11 protein-coding genes are annotated in these 17,193 nt (G+C 65.0%); 9 read left to right on the top strand and 2 right to left on the bottom strand.

Annotation, left to right across the window (positions count from 1 at the left end; all coding sequences use genetic code 11):
• Position 1: 1 nt before the first annotated feature.
• The gene (locus M1D34_RS13680; RefSeq protein WP_003527711.1) at positions 2 to 460 is read right to left on the bottom strand and encodes an SRPBCC family protein; all 459 of its coding nucleotides are present in this window, start codon (positions 458 to 460) and stop codon (positions 2 to 4) included.
• Between the two features lie 172 nt (positions 461 to 632).
• Between M1D34_RS13680 and M1D34_RS13675 the strand changes: the two genes are divergently transcribed.
• From M1D34_RS13675 to olsB, 5 genes are all read left to right on the top strand, one after another.
• Entirely contained in the window at positions 633 to 1,787 is a 1,155-nt protein-coding gene (locus M1D34_RS13675) for a class I SAM-dependent methyltransferase (RefSeq protein WP_010968543.1), read from the top strand.
• Entirely contained in the window at positions 1,784 to 2,650 is an 867-nt protein-coding gene (locus tag M1D34_RS13670) for a TrmH family RNA methyltransferase (RefSeq protein ID WP_003527709.1), read from the top strand. Before M1D34_RS13675 ends, M1D34_RS13670 begins: the two co-directional genes overlap by 4 nt.
• A complete protein-coding gene (gene lspA, locus M1D34_RS13665) occupies positions 2,647 to 3,147 on the top strand; it encodes a signal peptidase II (RefSeq protein WP_498779473.1) in 501 nt (166 codons plus the stop codon). Before M1D34_RS13670 ends, lspA begins: the two co-directional genes overlap by 4 nt.
• Before the next feature lie 317 nt (positions 3,148 to 3,464).
• Positions 3,465 to 5,744, top strand: coding sequence for an ATP-binding protein (locus M1D34_RS13660; RefSeq protein ID WP_498779471.1), 2,280 nt, complete (start codon positions 3,465 to 3,467; stop codon positions 5,742 to 5,744).
• Between the two features lie 118 nt (positions 5,745 to 5,862).
• Positions 5,863 to 6,753 carry a l-ornithine N(alpha)-acyltransferase gene (gene olsB / locus M1D34_RS13655; protein ID WP_010968546.1) on the top strand — a complete coding sequence of 297 codons (891 nt, stop codon included), beginning with the start codon at positions 5,863 to 5,865 and terminating at the stop codon, positions 6,751 to 6,753.
• Between the two features lie 328 nt (positions 6,754 to 7,081).
• Here olsB and M1D34_RS13650 read toward each other — a convergent pair whose 3' ends face one another.
• Positions 7,082 to 9,367, bottom strand: a complete 2,286-nt coding sequence (locus M1D34_RS13650; RefSeq protein WP_498779468.1) for an NADP-dependent malic enzyme — start codon at positions 9,365 to 9,367, stop codon at positions 7,082 to 7,084.
• Between the two features lie 102 nt (positions 9,368 to 9,469).
• Between M1D34_RS13650 and mutS the strand changes: the two genes are divergently transcribed.
• The 4 genes from mutS to M1D34_RS13630 all read left to right on the top strand — a co-directional run bounded on the left by mutS (position 9,470) and on the right by M1D34_RS13630 (position 17,161).
• Positions 9,470 to 12,220, top strand: a complete 2,751-nt coding sequence (mutS, locus tag M1D34_RS13645; protein ID WP_153314990.1) for a DNA mismatch repair protein MutS — start codon at positions 9,470 to 9,472, stop codon at positions 12,218 to 12,220.
• A gap of 101 nt (positions 12,221 to 12,321) precedes the next feature.
• Positions 12,322 to 15,171 carry a [protein-PII] uridylyltransferase gene (locus M1D34_RS13640; RefSeq protein WP_003527696.1) on the top strand — a complete coding sequence of 950 codons (2,850 nt, stop codon included), beginning with the start codon at positions 12,322 to 12,324 and terminating at the stop codon, positions 15,169 to 15,171.
• Entirely contained in the window at positions 15,168 to 16,775 is a 1,608-nt protein-coding gene (murJ, locus tag M1D34_RS13635) for a murein biosynthesis integral membrane protein MurJ (protein ID WP_498779465.1), read from the top strand. The genes M1D34_RS13640 and murJ overlap by 4 nt, the downstream gene beginning before the upstream one ends.
• On the top strand, positions 16,772 to 17,161 hold the full coding sequence (locus M1D34_RS13630; RefSeq protein ID WP_498779463.1) for a VOC family protein: 390 nt from the start codon (positions 16,772 to 16,774) through the stop codon (positions 17,159 to 17,161). The genes murJ and M1D34_RS13630 overlap by 4 nt, the downstream gene beginning before the upstream one ends.
• The last annotated feature ends 32 nt before the right edge of the window (positions 17,162 to 17,193 follow it).

Genomic DNA, 17,193 nt, shown 5'->3' with positions numbered 1-17,193 from the left:
CTCAGCTCGCCGCCTCGGCCTCGCCGCTGACGGCCAGGTTGAAATCCGCGAAGAATTGCTGGGCGAGCTTGCGCGCCGTCGAATCGACGAGGCGCGAGCCGAGCTGGGCAAGCTTGCCGCCGATCTCCGCCTTGACGTCGTAGCGCAACACGGTTTCCGCGCCCTCGTCCAGTAGCGTGACGTCGGCGCCGCCCTTGGCAAAGCCTGCTATTCCGCCCTTGCCCTCGCCGGATATGGTGTAGCTCGCGGGGGGATTGAGGTTCGACAGAACGACCGTGCCGTTGAAGGATGCGGAAACGGGGCCGATCTTGATCTTGACCACGGCCGCAAGCTCGGTCGGCGATATCAATTCAAGAGACTGGCAGCCGGGAATGCATCGCTTCAGAATGTCCGCATCGTTCAGGCCACGCCAAACCGCGTCGCGGTCAGCCGCGATACGTTCCTCTCCGCTCATATTCATGCCGGTCCTCCCGTCCACTCTTGCCGGCGATCTTCGCAATCGGAAACGGCTTTGCCAAGAGCACCGGCGATGCTATTTGCAGGCTGAACATGCTACGGATGTGGCGAAGGCGCGGGAAAACCGGTCGAGAGTGGCTGCGCCGAATGGTTGAACGAAGTCCAAGGATCAGCGCGTGAAGGAAAAAGACCGGCGATCGAAGAACGCATCGGTGACGGCGGCTAAAAGCCGGGGCGCCGAGGCGCGCGGCGGCCGCCACGAGCAAGGGCTGCCGCCGGCAAAGGGCGGACCCGGGACGAAGACCGGGCCCAAGGCAGCGGCAGGAGGGCCGCCGCCGAAAGCGGCGCCGCGGAAGAGCGAGCGTCCGTCCGTCCAGGAGAGTGCTCCGACGCGGCGCATCGAGCCGAGAAGCGGCGAGAAGCCGGCCGAGAGGGTGCCGCTGATCCTCGAGACCGCCGCTACTGCCGGTTATCACCTGGTCGACAGCGGTGATGGGGAGAAGCTCGAACAATACGGTCCCTATCGCATCGTTCGCCCCGAGGCCCAGGCGCTTTGGCCGAAGGCCCTGCCGGCATCGATATGGGAGCGGGCCGATGCCGTCTTTACCGGCGATACCGAAGAGGACGGCATGGGCCGTTGGCGTTTCCCGGGCGAGGTGCTCGGCGAGACCTGGCCGATGCAGCTCCTCGATACGGATTTCCTTGGCCGGTTCACCTCCTTCCGCCATGTCGGCGTCTTTCCCGAACAGCTCGCCCACTGGTCGTGGATGCGCGACCAGGTGGCCGCAGCCGGACGGCCTCTGAAGGTTCTCAATCTCTTCGGCTATACCGGCGTTGCGTCGCTGATCGCCGCCAAGGCGGGCGCCGAGGTCACCCATGTCGATGCCTCGAAAAAGGCGATCGGCTGGGCGCGCGAGAACCAGGTCCTGGCGCGCGCCGAGAAATTGCCGATCCGCTGGATCTGCGACGACGCCATGAAGTTCATCCAACGCGAGGAGCGGCGCGGCAGCCGTTACGACATCATCCTCACCGACCCGCCGAAGTTCGGCCGCGGTCCGAACGGCGAAGTATGGCAATTGTTCGATCACCTGGCAGCAATGCTGGACATCTGCCGCGAGATCCTGTCGCCGGACGCCCGGGGCCTCGTGCTCACCGCCTATTCGATCCGGGCGAGCTTCTATTCGATCCACGAGCTCATGCGCGAGACCATGCGCGGGCGCGGCGGCCGGGTGGAATCGGGCGAGCTCATCATCCGCGAGGGCGGCCTCGACGGCACTGCACCGGGCCGCGCACTCTCCACCTCCCTTTTCAGCCGCTGGGTACCGAAATGATCAACGACAGAAGCGACCACGGCACGGGCACGGCACGCGTCGGGCAGGTGAAGGAGGTCACCAGCCTCACCAATCCGATCGTCAAGGATATCCGGGCGCTGACGCAGAAGAAGCATCGCGACGAGACGCGCTCCTTCATGGCCGAGGGGCTGAAGCTCGTCATCGACGCGCTCGATCTCGGCTGGAAGATCAAGACGCTCGTCTATGCCAAGGCGGCGAAGGGCAAGCCTCAGGTCGAGCAGGTGGCCGCGAAAACGGTCGCCAGAGGCGGGCTCGTCCTCGAAGTCAACGAAAAGGTGATCTCCACCATCACACGGCGCGACAATCCGCAGATGGTCGTCGGCATCTTCGAGCAGCGCTACTCTCCGCTCAGGGATATTCATCCGCAGGAGGGCGAGACCTATGTGGCGCTCGACCGCGTGCGCGACCCGGGCAATCTCGGCACCATCATCCGCACCGCCGACGCGGCCGGCGCTTCCGGGATCATCCTGGTCGGCGAAACCACCGATCCCTTTTCGCTCGAGACCGTGCGGGCAACCATGGGTTCCGTTTTCGCCATACCGATCGCGCGGGCGAATACGGAGGATTTCATCCGCTGGCAGAGAGCGGCCGGCGTTCAGGTGGTCGCGACCCACCTGGCGGGTTCCGTCGACTATCGCACGATCGACTACAAATCGAAGCCGGTCGTGCTTCTGATGGGCAATGAACAGGCGGGCCTGCCGGTGGAACTCGCGCGCGAGGCCGGCGCACTCGCCCGCATTCCGCAGGCGGGGCGTGCCGATTCGCTCAATCTCGCCATCGCGACCGGCATCATGCTGTTCGAGGCGCGGCGCCATCTCCTGTCTCTGGATGGCGGCCGATGAGGCAGGAGCAGACACTTTTCTCGCGGCCGCTCCCGATCGCGCTCTTCATTCTGATCGCGCTCGCCGCCGACCAGTTCATCAAATATCTGGTGGAGGCGTATCTGCCCTTCCAGCAGGGGGTGCCGGTCATGCCGATGCTCGCCCTTTACCGAACCTACAATTACGGCGTTGCCTTCTCGATGCTCTCGGGCATGGAGGGGTGGTTCATCGTCGGCATCCGGCTGGCGGTCGTCACCTTCGTGCTCTGGCTGTGGCGCCGCACGCCGAAGGACCGTTTCTTCGCCCATCTGGGCTATGCGATGATCATTGCCGGGGCGCTCGGCAATCTCGTCGACCGGCTGCTCTTCGGCTACGTCATCGACTATATCCTGTTCTACACGGCCACCTGGTCCTTTGCCGTCTTCAACCTGGCGGACAGTTTCATCACTGTCGGCGCCGGCGCGATCATTTTCGACGAACTGCTGCAGGCGAAAAAGGAGCGTTCGCTAAAACTTTAGGCGTCGGCTGAAGGCATTCGGAAGGCTTGCCGTGCTAGGACCTGTGGACACTTATGGATAGGGGTTTGATTTTGCACAAATCGGTCAATGCCAAGGATTTTTCCGCAGCAAAGGGTTGCCCCCTTTGCAAGGGAAAAGCCGCCGGCAGTGGGCGATTTGTGCAAAACCCTTCGGGCGGCCCATATTGCGGTGCCTTGTCGCGAAAAATCCGGCTTGCAGGCGGACGGCCTGCGGCGCCGGATTTTCCACGAAAGTCCCTCGCAATATGGGCCGTCAAACCCCTATCCATAAGTGTCCACAGGTCCTAGGCCGCGGGCATGAGCGAGCGGATGTTTCGAGAGCGTATGAGGGCTGGCGCGGGCATGGGGTCGGGGGCCGGCAGGACCGCATCAGCGGCGCCCGCGGTGAAGCTCGGCGCCGCCGTCATCCGGCAGCGCCGGCCGTTGGGCGACCCTTCGGCAGGGGGCGCGCGCGTCGCCTATGCTCTCGCCGGCATCGTTGCGGCAATGCTGCTCCTTGCCGTCGGTGCGGGCGCGGGTCTGCACCTGCTGCCGGCGATCATCGCGGCTGGGGGCCTGGCCGGCGCCTTCCTGCTATTGTCCGGCCGCGACGAGGCGTCCGGGAAGCGGGTTGCCGGCGCCGGCGAGACTGCGCAGGACCCCGCACGGCATGGCATTGAAACCGCGGCGCTCCTTGCGACGATCCATGACGCCATGGGCGACCTCGCCATCGTCCGCGACCTTGACGGCAGGATCATGCAGGCCAATGGCGCCTTCCATGAGCTTTGCGGATGCGCGGACGCGCGGGGGCTGACCTGCGCGGAGCTGGGATTGCGCTTCGAGCCGAAGACGGGCCCAGACCGCTACTTTGTCCATATCTGTACGCCCTCGGGCACGCGGCTCTACGATTGGCACGACGTGCTTGTCCGCGACCCGGCGCGCGGCCGACCGATGCGCCACAGCATCGCTCGCGATGTTACGGAGGAAATGCTGGCGGCAAGCCAGAGGGAGGAGGCGCGGCGGCGCGCCGAGGAGGCGAGCCGGGCGAAGTCCCGTCTGCTCGCCACCGTCAGTCACGAAATCCGTACCCCGCTTTCCGGCATCCTCGGCATGAGCCGGCTCCTTGCCGAGACGGGGTTGTCGGAAGAGCAGAAGAACTATCTCGCCGGCATGCAGCAGTCCGGCCACACCCTGGTTCAACTGGTCGAGGACCTGATCGATTTTTCGTCGCTTGCCGTCGGACGGTTCCAGCTGCGCTCGTCGCAGGAGGATCTGCGCCAGACAGTCGAGAACGTGGTCGAGATGCTGTCGCCCCGCGCACACGAGAAGAACATCGAGATCGGTGCGACGGTCGCCATCGAGGTACCCGAGCGGATGCTTTTCGACGCGGCGCGCCTGCGCCAGGTGCTGTTCAACGTGGTCGGCAACGCGGTGAAATTCACCGAGAAGGGCGGCGTCTTCGTCTCCGTCGATATCGAGAACGGCTCCGTGCGCATCCGGATCGACGATAGCGGTCCCGGCATGTCCGCCGACGAGCTCGCGCGCGTTTTCGAGGAGTTCGAGCAGGCAGGCGACGACGCCCAGCGTGCCAAAGGCACCGGCCTCGGCCTCGCGATATCGCGGCGGATCATGGAGGCCTTCGGCGGCAGCCTGACCGCCACGAGCATGTCCGGCAAGGGAAGCCGGTTCGAGATCCGGTTCCCGATGGCTGGCGCCGGTCTCCCGGGCGTTCCCGTCCGGCGCGGCATTCTGGCGGGCGCACAGGTGCTTGTCATGGCGCCCGAGGGGCCCTCCTCGGCCGCGCTTGCCGCCACGATCGAGACGCTGGGCGGTACGTGCCATCGGGCTTCGACACTTGCCGTCGCGGGACGGGTCGTCGCCGGCGCGCTCGGCAATCGGCTGCCGCTGACGGATGTCATCGTCGATCACCGCCATGCGGGGCAGTTTCGCGAGCTTCTTGCTCTCGAGCCGGCGATCGCCGGCCTGCGTTTGCGCAGAACCTATCTCATCAGCCCCGAGGAGCGCACAAGCCATCCGGTGAGCCGGCTCGGCGGCTATGAGGCCTGGCTGATCCGCCCTCTTCGCGAGAGATCGCTGGTCGAGGTGCTGCTCGGGCGGCTCAGAGGAATGGAGAAACGCGACGCGATCAACGACAACAGACCGGTGCTGCGGGAAGAGCCGACAGCGACGGTGATGACGGCGGATGTTCGCGGCATCCTGCTTGCCGAGGACGACCCTGTGAATGCACTCGTCCTGCGGTCGGTTCTCAGCCGTGCCGGGCGTGCCGTCGATCATGTCGGTGACTTCAAGGCGCTCGAAGCCGCACTCCGCTCGGCCGGTTCCGCCCCGCCGCCGCTGATCGTCACCGACCTCAACATGCCGGGCGGCGATGGTCTCGACGTGCTCCGGCGTCTACGTGAAGCGGAGGCGGCCGGAGGCAGGCGGCGGGTGCCGGTGCTCGTCCTGACCGCGGATGCGCGCGGCGATCTCGATGAGCGCCTTAGAGCCGCGGGAGCGGACGCCGTGCTGGCGAAGCCCGCCGACCCGCAGCGGCTCCTTGCCGAAGTCACCCGCCTCATGGACCCCGTTGCAAAATAGAATCCCACGCTTCGGGGCACCGGGCCGGGGTCGGGGTTGTATACTGCCCTGGTGTCACTATGTTGTTGCAGAAACGTGGTCTAAGCCCGGCAGCAATGACGGTTCGGGATGACACGATATGACGATCGAACTTCTGGATTCGATGGGCGTGGTTGACACCTCCAATGCTTACATCCGCAAGGCAGTTGCGGCTCCGGCGAGCGATGTTCTCGGACGGATCGCCAATCTCGAGACCCGCCTTGCCCGATCGGCAGCCGAAATCGATGCGGCGCAGGCGGTGCGCTACCGGGTGTTCGTCGAGGAGATGAAGGCGCAGGTGGCCCCCGAAGCCGGCCGACGCAAGCGCGACATCGACAGCTGGGATGCGATCTGCGACCACCTGCTGGTGCTCGATACCTCGATCGAGGGCGATGCCGAGGAGCAGATCGTCGGAACCTACCGCCTGTTGCGCCAGGACGTTGCCGAGCGGACCGGCGGCTTCTACTCGGCTTCGGAGTTTGCAATAGGCGAACTTCTCTCGCGTCATCCCGGCAAGCGCTTCATGGAACTCGGACGTTCCTGCGTGCTGCCGGAATATCGCACCAAGCGCACGGTGGAGCTGCTGTGGCAGGGCAATTGGGCCTATGCGCTGAAGCACGGGATCGATGCGATGTTCGGCTGCGGTTCGTTTCCGGGCGTGGTTCCCGAAGAGCACGCGCTCGCGCTCTCCTTCCTGCATCATAACGTCCGGGTCCGGGACGAGTGGGCGGTTTCCGCCCGGCCGGAGCTTTACCGGACGATGGACCTGATGCCTCCGGAGGCGATCAACCCGAAGAAGGCGCTCGCGGCGCTGCCGCCGCTGATCAAGGGCTATATGCGGCTCGGTGCAATGGTCGGCGACGGGGCTGTGGTCGATCAAGCGTTCCGCACCACCGACGTGCTGATCGTCCTGCCGATCGGCAAAATTTCCGGCCGTTATCTGAATTATTACGGCGCCGATGCGGGGCGCTTTTCCTCGCCGGTATCCTGATTGTCTATCGCTGCACCTCGAATTTTCATGACGGAAGCATATTGAACCATAAAGGAGAACATTCGCCGCTCTGCCTGCGAGGGTAGGCTCCGCGAGCAAATCTCGAATTTTCATCACGAACGAAATTGGTCAGCCATGATAGATTGAGCCCGCCTCCGTTCCCGGGAAGCGGGCTCTTGTTTTATGAGCGCTCGCGCGATCTTGAGGCTTGCTCCAACCGTCTCACCGTCATTCCTGTGACAAGCACAGGAATGACGGTGAGACGATAGCCTGGCGACGCGGCAACAGACGAAGTGCCGGCAGTTTTCCGGCTTTCCGCCGACCCGCGTCACGTCCCCGCGTTATAGGCCGCGATCGCGGCCAGGTTGACGAGGTCCGAGTCCTTTGCCGACATCGAGGCGATCTGGACCGACTTGTCGAGACCGACCAGCAGCGGGCCGATCACGGTCGAGCCGCCCAGTTCCTGGAGCATCTTCGTCGAGATCGAGGCCGAGTGGAACGCGGGCATGACGAGCACGTTCGCGGTGCCGGAAAGCCTGCAGAACGGATATTGCTCCATCACCCGGGCATTGAGTGCCACGTCGGCGGCCATTTCGCCGTCATACTCGAAATCCACACGGCGCCGGTCGAGGATCTTTACCGCCTCGCGTACCCGCTCCGAGCGTTCGCCGGAAGGGTGGCCGAAGGTCGAATAGGCGAGCATCGCCACCCGCGGCACGTAGCCCAGCCGCTTGGCGAGGCCGGCCGCTTCCTCGGCGATATCCGCCAGCTCCTCGGAGGTCGGCATGTCGTGCACAGCGGTATCGGCGACGAGCACCGTACGGCCGCGGCAGAGCGCAATGGACACGCCGATCACCCGGTGGCCGGGCTTTGGATCGATGCAGCGGCGCACGTCTTCGAGCGCGGTCGAATAGTTGCGCGTAAGGCCCGTCACCATGCCGTCGGCATCGCCGAGCGCCACCATCGAGGCGGCGAAATGGTTGCGGTCGGTATTGATCAGACGCTGCACGTCGCGGAAGAGATAGCCCTTTCGCTGCAGGCGCGAATAGAGGAAATCGGTATAGGCGCCGACGCGCTTCGACAGGCGCGCATTGACGATCTGGATGCCGGCGCGGTCGAGGTCGATGCCTTCGCGCTCGGCGGTTTCGCGCATCACTTCCTCGCGCCCGAGCAGGAGCGCCGTGCCGAGCTGCTGGTTGGCATAGGCGATCGCCGAGCGCATCATCTGCACTTCCTCGCCTTCCGCGAAGACGATCCGCTTCGGCTTGCGGCGAACGCGCTCGACGATGCGCTGCAGCGTCGAGGCGATCGGGTCGCGCCGCGCCGAAAGCTGCTGCCCATAGGCCTTGAGGTCCTCGATCGGCTTGCGGGCGACGCCGGTCTCCATAGCTGCCTTTGCGACGGCCATCGGGATCGCCGAGATGAGGCGCGGATCGAAGGGGACGGGAATGATATATTGCGGCCCGAAGCGCGGCCGGTTTCCCTGATAGGCAGCGGCGACGTCGTCCGGAACGTCTTCCTTGGCGAGATTGGCGAGCGCTTCCGCCGCGGCGATCTTCATCGCGTCGTTGATGGTCGAAGCGCGCACGTCGAGCGCGCCGCGGAAGATATAGGGAAAGCCGAGAACGTTGTTGACCTGGTTCGGATAGTCCGAGCGGCCGGTCGCGACGATCGCGTCGTCGCGGATCAGGGCCACTTCTTCGGGCGTGATTTCCGGATCGGGATTGGCCATGGCGAAGATGATCGGCCGTGCGCCCATGGAGCGGACCATGTCCGCGGAAAGCGCGCCCTTGGCCGAAAGGCCGAAGAACACGTCGGCGCCGTCAAGTGCCTCGGCGAGCGTCCTGCGGTCGGTCTCGACCGCATGCGCCGACTTCCACTGGTTCATGCCGTCGGTACGGCCCTTGTAGATGACCCCCTTGGTATCGCAGAGGATGATGTTTTCCGGGTTGAAGCCCATCGCCTTGATGAGCTCGATGCAGGCGATCGCCGCCGCGCCCGCGCCGTTGCAGACGAGCTTGGCCGTCTTGAAGTCGCGGCCGGTCAGGGTCAGCGCGTTGACGAGGCCTGCCGCGGCGATGATCGCGGTGCCGTGCTGGTCGTCATGGAAGACGGGAATGTCCATGACTTCGCGCAGCCGCTGCTCGATGATGAAGCAGTCCGGGGCCTTGATGTCCTCGAGATTGATTCCGCCGAAGGAAGGGCCGAGAAAGCGGACGCAGTTGACGAATTCGTCGACGTTTTCGGTATCCACCTCGAGGTCGATCGAATCGACGTCGGCGAAGCGCTTGAAGAGGACGGCCTTGCCCTCCATGACGGGCTTCGAGGCGAGTGCGCCTAGATTGCCGAGGCCGAGGATTGCCGTACCGTTGGAAATCACCGCAACCATGTTGCCGCGCGCCGTGTAGTCGTACGCCGTTGCCGGATCGTCGGCGATCGCCTTCACCGGAACGGCGACGCCGGGCGAATAGGCGAGCGAAAGGTCGCGCTGCGTCGCCATCGGCTTGGTCGGCGAGATTTCCAGTTTTCCGGGGCGACCTTGAGAATGAAAATCGAGCGCTTCCTGCGCCGTGACGCTGGTCATTGCGCGGTCGGTCTTGTCGATACCCGGCATGTTTCCTCAACCTCCTGTGGGCGACCCTCCTGGTCAGCCTCTTTGTTGTTGTCGTCTATAAATGCTTGCGGATAGTGTGACATCTCTTTTTTTGGAACAATCATGAATTTCCTGATGGATGCATCGAACCGTTCGGGCGACGTCCTTTCCGTGTCCGATCTCGCAAGCGAGGAGAGCCGCTCCACTGCCACGCCGATGATGGAGCAGTTCATCGAGATCAAGGCGAACAATCCGGATTCGCTCCTGTTCTACCGCATGGGCGATTTCTACGAGCTGTTCTTCCAGGATGCGGTCGAGGCCTCGCGTGCGCTCGGTATCACGCTGACGAAACGCGGCCAGCACATGGGACAGGAGATTCCGATGTGCGGCGTGCCGGTGCATGCGGCCGACGATTACCTGCAGAAGCTGATCGCATCCGGCTATCGTGTCGCCGTCTGCGAACAGGTGGAGGACCCGGCCGAAGCGAAGAAGCGCGGCAGCAAATCGGTCGTGCGCCGCGATGTCGTGCGCCTGGTGACGCCGGGGACGATCACCGAGGACAAGCTGCTCTCGCCTTCGGAATCGAACTATCTGATGGCGCTGGCGCGCATCAGGAGCGGCTCGGAGCCGGCCTATGCTCTTGCCTGGATCGACATTTCGACGGGCATCTTCCGCCTCGCCGAGACGGCGGAGAGCCGCCTGCTTGCCGACATATTGCGGATCGAACCGCGCGAGCTGATCCTGCCCGACACCGTCTTTCACGATCCGGATCTCAGGGCCGTCTTCGACGTGCTCGGGCGCGTCGCGGTGCCGCAGCCGGCCGTCCTCTTCGACAGCGCGACGGCGGAGGGCCGCATTTCACGCTACTACGGCGTGGGCACGCTCGATGGGTTCGGCAGCTTCTCGCGCGCGGAGCTCGCGGCCGCTTCGGCGGCGGTCTCCTATGTCGAGAAGACCCAGCTCCAGGAGCGCCCGGCGCTCGGCATTCCGGAAAGGGAAAGCGCCGCCTCGACACTCTTCATCGATCCGGCGACCCGCGCCAATCTGGAACTCGCCAAGACGCTTTCCGGCTCCCGCGACGGCAGCCTGCTCAAGTCGCTCGATCGTACGATGACGAGCGGGGGCGCCAGGCTGCTCGCCGAAAGGCTGATGTCGCCCCTGACCGACCCGGAGCGGATCAACCAGCGGCTCGATTCGATCGAGGTGCTGGCCGATCAGCCGCGCTTTACGACGGATGTTCGCGACGCGCTTCGCAGGGCGCCGGACATGCCGCGGGCCCTGTCGCGGCTCGCGCTCGGCCGCGGCGGCCCTCGCGATCTCGGTGCCATCCAGGCGGGCATGCGGGCCGCGGCGGCGATATCGGCGCTCCTCTCGGGCGCCGAGCTCTCGGCGGAACTGACCGAAGCGCGCGATGCGATCGCGGCCTTGCCGGGGGAATTGCTCGCGCGCCTCGACGCGACCCTTGCCGAGGAACTGCCGCTTCTGAAGCGCGACGGCGGCTTCGTCCGCGAGGGCGCGAGCGCCGAGCTCGACGAGATGCGGGCGCTGCGCGATCAGTCGCGCCGCGTGATCGCGGGGCTGCAGCTGCAATATTGCGAAGAGACGGGCATCAAGTCGCTGAAGATCAAGCACAACAACGTGCTCGGCTACTTCATCGAGGTGACCGCCGGCAATGCCGGATCGATGACCGACACCGACGCCGGCCGCGCCCGCTTCATTCATCGCCAGACCATGGCGAATGCCATGCGCTTCACCACGACCGAGCTTGCCGAGCTCGAAACGAAGATCGCCAATGCCGCGGACCGGGCGCTGGCGATCGAGCTCGAGACCTTCGAGGCCATGACGCGCGAGGTGGTCGCCGAGGCCGAGGCGATCAAGGCGGCAGCGCTGGCGCTCGCGACGATCGACGTCTCGGCCGGGCTCGCAGTGCTTGCGGAGGAGCAGAATTATACGCGCCCTACGGTCGACCGCTCGCGAATGTTCGCGATCGACGGAGGACGCCACCCCGTCGTGGAGCAGGCCCTGCGGCGCCAGGCTGCCAATCCCTTCGTCGCCAACGGCTGCGATCTTTCTCCGCCGAACGGCGAGCAGGGCGGCGCGATCTGGCTCCTCACCGGGCCCAACATGGGCGGCAAGTCGACTTTCCTGCGCCAGAACGCGCTGATCGCGATCATGGCCCAGACGGGATCCTTCGTGCCCGCGGCCGCCGCGCATATCGGCGTGGTCGACCGGCTCTTCTCGCGCGTCGGCGCTTCGGACGATCTTGCCCGCGGGCGGTCGACCTTCATGGTCGAGATGGTCGAGACGGCGGCGATCCTCAATCAGGCGACGGACCGCTCGCTGGTGATCCTCGACGAGATCGGCCGCGGCACCGCGACCTTCGACGGCCTGTCGATCGCCTGGGCGGCGGTCGAGCATCTGCACGAGGTCAATCGCTGCCGCGGGCTCTTCGCGACCCATTTCCACGAGCTGACGGTTCTCTCCGAAAAGCTCGTGCGGCTGTCGAACGCGACCATGCGCGTCAAGGAGTGGGACGGCGACGTCATCTTCCTGCACGAGGTAGGCCCGGGCGCCGCCGACCGTTCCTACGGCATCCAGGTCGCCCGCCTTGCGGGCTTGCCGGCGTCGGTCGTCGCCCGCGCGAGGGATGTGCTTGCCAAGCTCGAGGATGCCGACCGCAAGAATCCGGCGAGCCAGCTGATCGACGACCTGCCGCTGTTCCAGGTTGCCGTCCGGCGAGAGGAGGCGGCGAGGGCATCGTCGGGTCCTTCGAAGGTCGAGGAGGCCCTGAAGGCGCTCAACCCGGACGACATGACGCCGCGAGAGGCGCTCGACGCGCTTTACGCGCTCAAGAAGGAGCTTTCCAACCGCTGATTTCGCCCGGCTATTTCCCCTGTCATTCGGCCGGCAAAAGGGCTATACAGCGGCGCTTGCAACGAATGATCTAAGTCGGACAGGACGCCCCTCGGCACTTCATGGCCAGACACGAAACCTCCTTTCCCGAAATCCTGGACGTGGCGGCGCTTCGGGCCAGGTGCGACTTCATCGCCTCCGCTCATGCCGAACAGCGCGAACCGATGCGCCGGGCCTTGCTTGCGGCCTTCAAGGAGGCAAATGTCGCGGGCCGCGCCAAGGCGCGCGAGTTGCTCGCCGCAGACGGCGCAGGAATAAAATGCGCAGAGCGCATCTCCTGGCTTCAGGACCAGCTGATTACCCTTTTGCACGACTTCGTGCTGAACCAGGTTTTCGACGCCGCGAAGGCCCCCGAGGCTTCGCGCATCGCGGTCACCGCCGTCGGCGGCTACGGCCGCGGAACGCTCGCGCCCGGCTCGGATATCGACCTCCTCTTCCTCCTGCCCGCCAAGAAAGCGGTCTGGGCGGAGCCGGCGATCGAATTCATGCTCTATATCCTCTGGGACCTCGGCTTCAAGGTCGGTCACGCAACGCGAACGATCGAGGAATGCATCCGCCTGTCGCGTGCGGACATGACCATCCGCACCGCGATCCTCGAATGCCGCTATGTCTGCGGGTCCGCGGCTCTGGCGAACGAACTCGAAACGCGCTTCGACCATGAGATCGTCCGCAATACCGGTCCGGAATTCATTGCCGCCAAGCTCGCCGAGCGGGACGAGCGCCATCGCAAGGCGGGCGACACGCGCTACCTCGTCGAGCCGAACGTCAAGGAAGGCAAGGGCGGCTTGCGCGACCTGCACACGCTCTTCTGGATTTCGAAGTATTTCTACCGGGTCAAGGACTCTGCGGATCTGGTCAAGCTCGGCGTGCTTTCGAAGCAGGAATACAAGCTCTTCCAGAAGGCCGAGGATTTTCTCTGGGCGGTGCGCTGCCACATGCATTTCCTGACCGGCAAGGCGGAGGAGCGCCTCTCATTCGACATCCAGCGCGAGATCGCCGAGGCGCTCGGCTATCACGATCACCCCGGGCTCTCGGCGGTGGAACGCTTCATGAAGCACTACTTCCTGGTGGCCAAGGACGTCGGCGACCTGACCCGCATCTTCTGCTCGGCGCTGGAGGACCAGCAGGCCAAGGACACGCCCGGGATCACGGGCGTCATAAGCCGCTTCCGCAATCGCGTCCGCAAGATCGCGGGCACGCTCGATTTCGTCGATGACGGCGGGCGCATCGCACTTGCGGGCACCGATGTGTTCAAGCGCGACCCGGTAAACCTCATGCGCCTGTTCCACATCGCCGACATCAACGGGCTCGAATTCCACCCGGCGGCGCTGAAGCAGGTGACCCGTTCCCTGGGCCTGATCACGCCGCACTTGCGTGAAAACGAAGAGGCCAACCGGCTTTTCCTGTCTATACTCACCTCGCGGCGCAATCCGGAACTGATCCTTCGCCGGATGAACGAAGCGGGGGTGCTCGGCCGCTTCATCCCGGAATTCGGGAAGATCGTCTCGATGATGCAGTTCAACATGTACCACCACTATACGGTGGACGAGCATCTCCTTCGCTCGGTCGACGTCCTCTCCCGCATCGAGCGGGGCCTGGAGGAGGAGGCGCATCCCCTGACGGCGATGCTGATGCCTGGCATCGAGGACCGCGAAGCCCTCTACGTCGCCGTTCTGCTGCACGACATCGCCAAGGGGCGCCCCGAAGATCATTCGGTGGCCGGCGCCAAGGTCGCGCGAAAGCTTTGCCCGCGCTTCAGGCTGACCCCGAAACAGACCGAAATGGTCGTCTGGCTGGTCGAGGAACATCTGACCATGTCGATGGTCGCGCAGACCCGCGACCTTAACGACCGCAAGACCATCGTCGATTTCGCCGAACGGGTCCAATCCCTCGAACGGCTGAAGATGCTGCTCATCCTCACCGTCTGCGACATCCGCGCCGTCGGGCCCGGCGTCTGGAACGGCTGGAAGGGCCAGCTCCTGCGCACGCTCTACTACGAGACCGAGCTTCTGCTCTCGGGAGGTTTTTCGGAACTGTCGCGCAAGGAGCGGGCGAAGCACGCCGCCCACATGCTGGAGGAGGCGCTCGCCGACTGGCCCAAGAAGGAGCGCCAGGCCTATGTGCGGCTGCATTACCAGCCCTATCTCCTGACCGTGGCGCTCGAGGAGCAGGTGCGCCATGCAGGCTTCATCCGCGAAGCGGACCGCGCGGGCAGGACGCTCGCGACCATGGTTCGCACCCATGATTTCCACGCCATCACCGAAATCACGGTGCTGTCGCCGGACCATCCGCGCCTGCTGACCGTCATCGCCGGCGCTTGCGCCGCAGCGGGTGCCAACATCGTCGGCGCGCAGATCCACACGACGTCGGACGGCCGGGCGCTCGATACCATTCTCGTCAACCGCGAATTCTCGGTCGCCGAGGACGAAACACGCCGGGCAGCGAGTATCGGCAAGCTGATCGAGGACGTGCTCTCCGGCCGCAAGAGGCTGCCCGAGGTGATCGCCAGCCGGACGCGTGTGAAGAAGCGCAGCAGGGCCTTCACCGTGACGCCGGAGGTGACGATCAGCAATACGCTGTCGAACAAGTTCACCGTCATCGAGGTTGAGGGCCTCGACAGGACCGGTCTGCTTTCCGAAGTGACCGCCGTGCTGTCAGACCTGTCGCTCGACATCGCGTCGGCCCACATCACAACCTTCGGCGAAAAGGTGATCGACACCTTCTACGTCACCGACCTGGTCGGCTCGAAGATCACCAGCGAGAACCGGCAGATGAACATCGCAGCGCGCCTCAAGGCGGTGCTGGCGGGCGAGGTGGACGAAGCGCGCGAGCGCATGCCCTCCGGCATCATTGCGCCGACCCCTGTGTCCCGTGTACCCCACGGTTCCAAAACGACAAAAGCCGAAACATGAGTCTGGTCAAGAAATTCGCTACCGTCGGCGGCGCAACGCTCGGAAGCCGGCTCTTCGGCTTCATCCGGGAAACCTTCATGGCGGCCGCACTCGGCACCGGCCCGGTCGCCGATGCCTTCAACACCGCCTTCCGGCTGCCGAACACCTTCCGCAGGCTTTTTGCCGAAGGGGCGTTCAATTCGGCCTTCGTGCCGCTTTTCGCCAAGGAGATCGAGGCGCACGGCATGGACGGCGCCCGGCGCTTTTCCGAGGAGGTCTTCGGCGTCCTCTTCACCGTTCTTCTTCTGCTGACGATCGCCATGGAACTGTCGATGCCTTTCATCGTCGGGCAATTGATCGCTCCCGGATTTGCCGACGACCCCGCGAAATTCACAAGCACCGTCACCTTCGCGACGATCATGTTTCCCTATCTCGCCTGCATGTCGCTGGCGGCGATGATGGCGGGCATGCTCAATTCGCTGCACCGCTATTTCGCCGCAGCCATCGCGCCGGTCTTCCTGAACTTCATCCTGATCGCCGTGCTGGCCTACGCCTGGTACAGCGGCCAGGATGCGGTCGCGGTGGGCTACGACCTCTCCTGGGGGGTGCTGGCCGCGGGCCTCGTGCAACTGGCGATCGTCTGGGTCGCGGTGCGCAATGCCGGGATCCGGATCGGCTTTCGCCGGCCCCGGCTGACGCCGAACGTCAAGCGCCTGCTGGTGCTGGCACTTCCCGCGGCGATCACCGGCGGCATCACCCAGATCAACCTCCTGATCAACACCAATATCGCTTCTGCAAAGGAAGGCGCCGTCTCGTCGCTCGTCTATGCCGACCGCATCTATCAGCTGCCGCTCGGCGTCGTCGGCATTGCCGTTGCGACCGTGCTCCTGCCCGAGCTTGCACGCGCTCTGCGCGGCGGCAACCTCAACGAGGCTGCGAACCTGCAGAACCGTTCCGTCGAATTCACGCTGTTCCTCACGCTCCCCGCCGCCGCGGCGCTGCTCGTCATGTCGGAGCCGATCGTCCGGCTCCTCTTCGAGCGCGGCCAGTTCTCGCCGGAATCCACCGTCGTCGTCGGGCATATCCTGGCGATCTACGGCCTCGGCCTGCCGGCTTTCGTGCTGATCAAGGCTTTCATTCCCGGTTTCTTCGCCCGCGAGGACACCCGCACGCCGATGATCTTCGCCGGGATTTCCGTGGCAGTGAATGTCTCCCTGGCGCTGACGCTTTTTCCGTCGCTTGCCGCAAGCGGCATCGCGACGGCCGAAATCGTCGCCGGCTGGGTGAACGCCTTGCTTCTTTTCGCGACGCTCGTCTGGCGCGGGCACTGGGGGCGCGATATTCCCCTGCTGACGAGGATTCCCCGGCTGGTGATCGCCGCTTCGGTCATGGCGGCCGCCTTATACGTTGCCGTGGATTGGCTCACCTTCCCGCTATCTTCCGCCGCACCGCTTGCGACCCGCGCCCTTACCCTCTGCGGCCTGATCGCCGTCGCGATGGCGATCTATTTCGCGGTCGCGTTCGGGATCGGCGGCGCGAGCCTCTCGATGGTCCGCCGCAGCGTCAAACGGGGGGCATCGGCCTCGTCCGTCGAGCGGGCGAGCGAAGGGGCGGATCGGCAATGAGACAGTCGATTGCCCGTGTCGCCATCGTCGTGCCCGGCTACGACGAGGGCATCGCCTTTTACTGCGGCAAGCTCGGCTTCGACCTCCTCGATGATAGCGACCTCGGCGGCGGCAAGCGCTGGGTCGTCGTGCGGCCGAAAGGTGCGGCGGAGACCGCTCTCCTGCTCGCCCGGGCCGAGGGCGAAAGGCAGCGCGCCGCAATCGGCAATCAGGCCGGCGGGCGGGTCGGCTTCTTTCTCTTTACCGACGACTTCAGCCGCGATCACGCCGCCATGCTTTCCGCAGGCGTCACGTTCCTCGAGGCGCCCCGCCATGAGGTCTACGGAACCGTTGCCGTCTTCGTCGATCCCTTCGGCAATAGGTGGGATCTCCTCCAGCCCGCGTGACCATGCCTCTTGATTGCGCCGGGCCCGCCGTG

It is taken from the genome of Ensifer sp. D2-11, from assembly GCF_054161295.1.
This window is presented reverse-complemented; position numbering and strand designations above follow the sequence as displayed.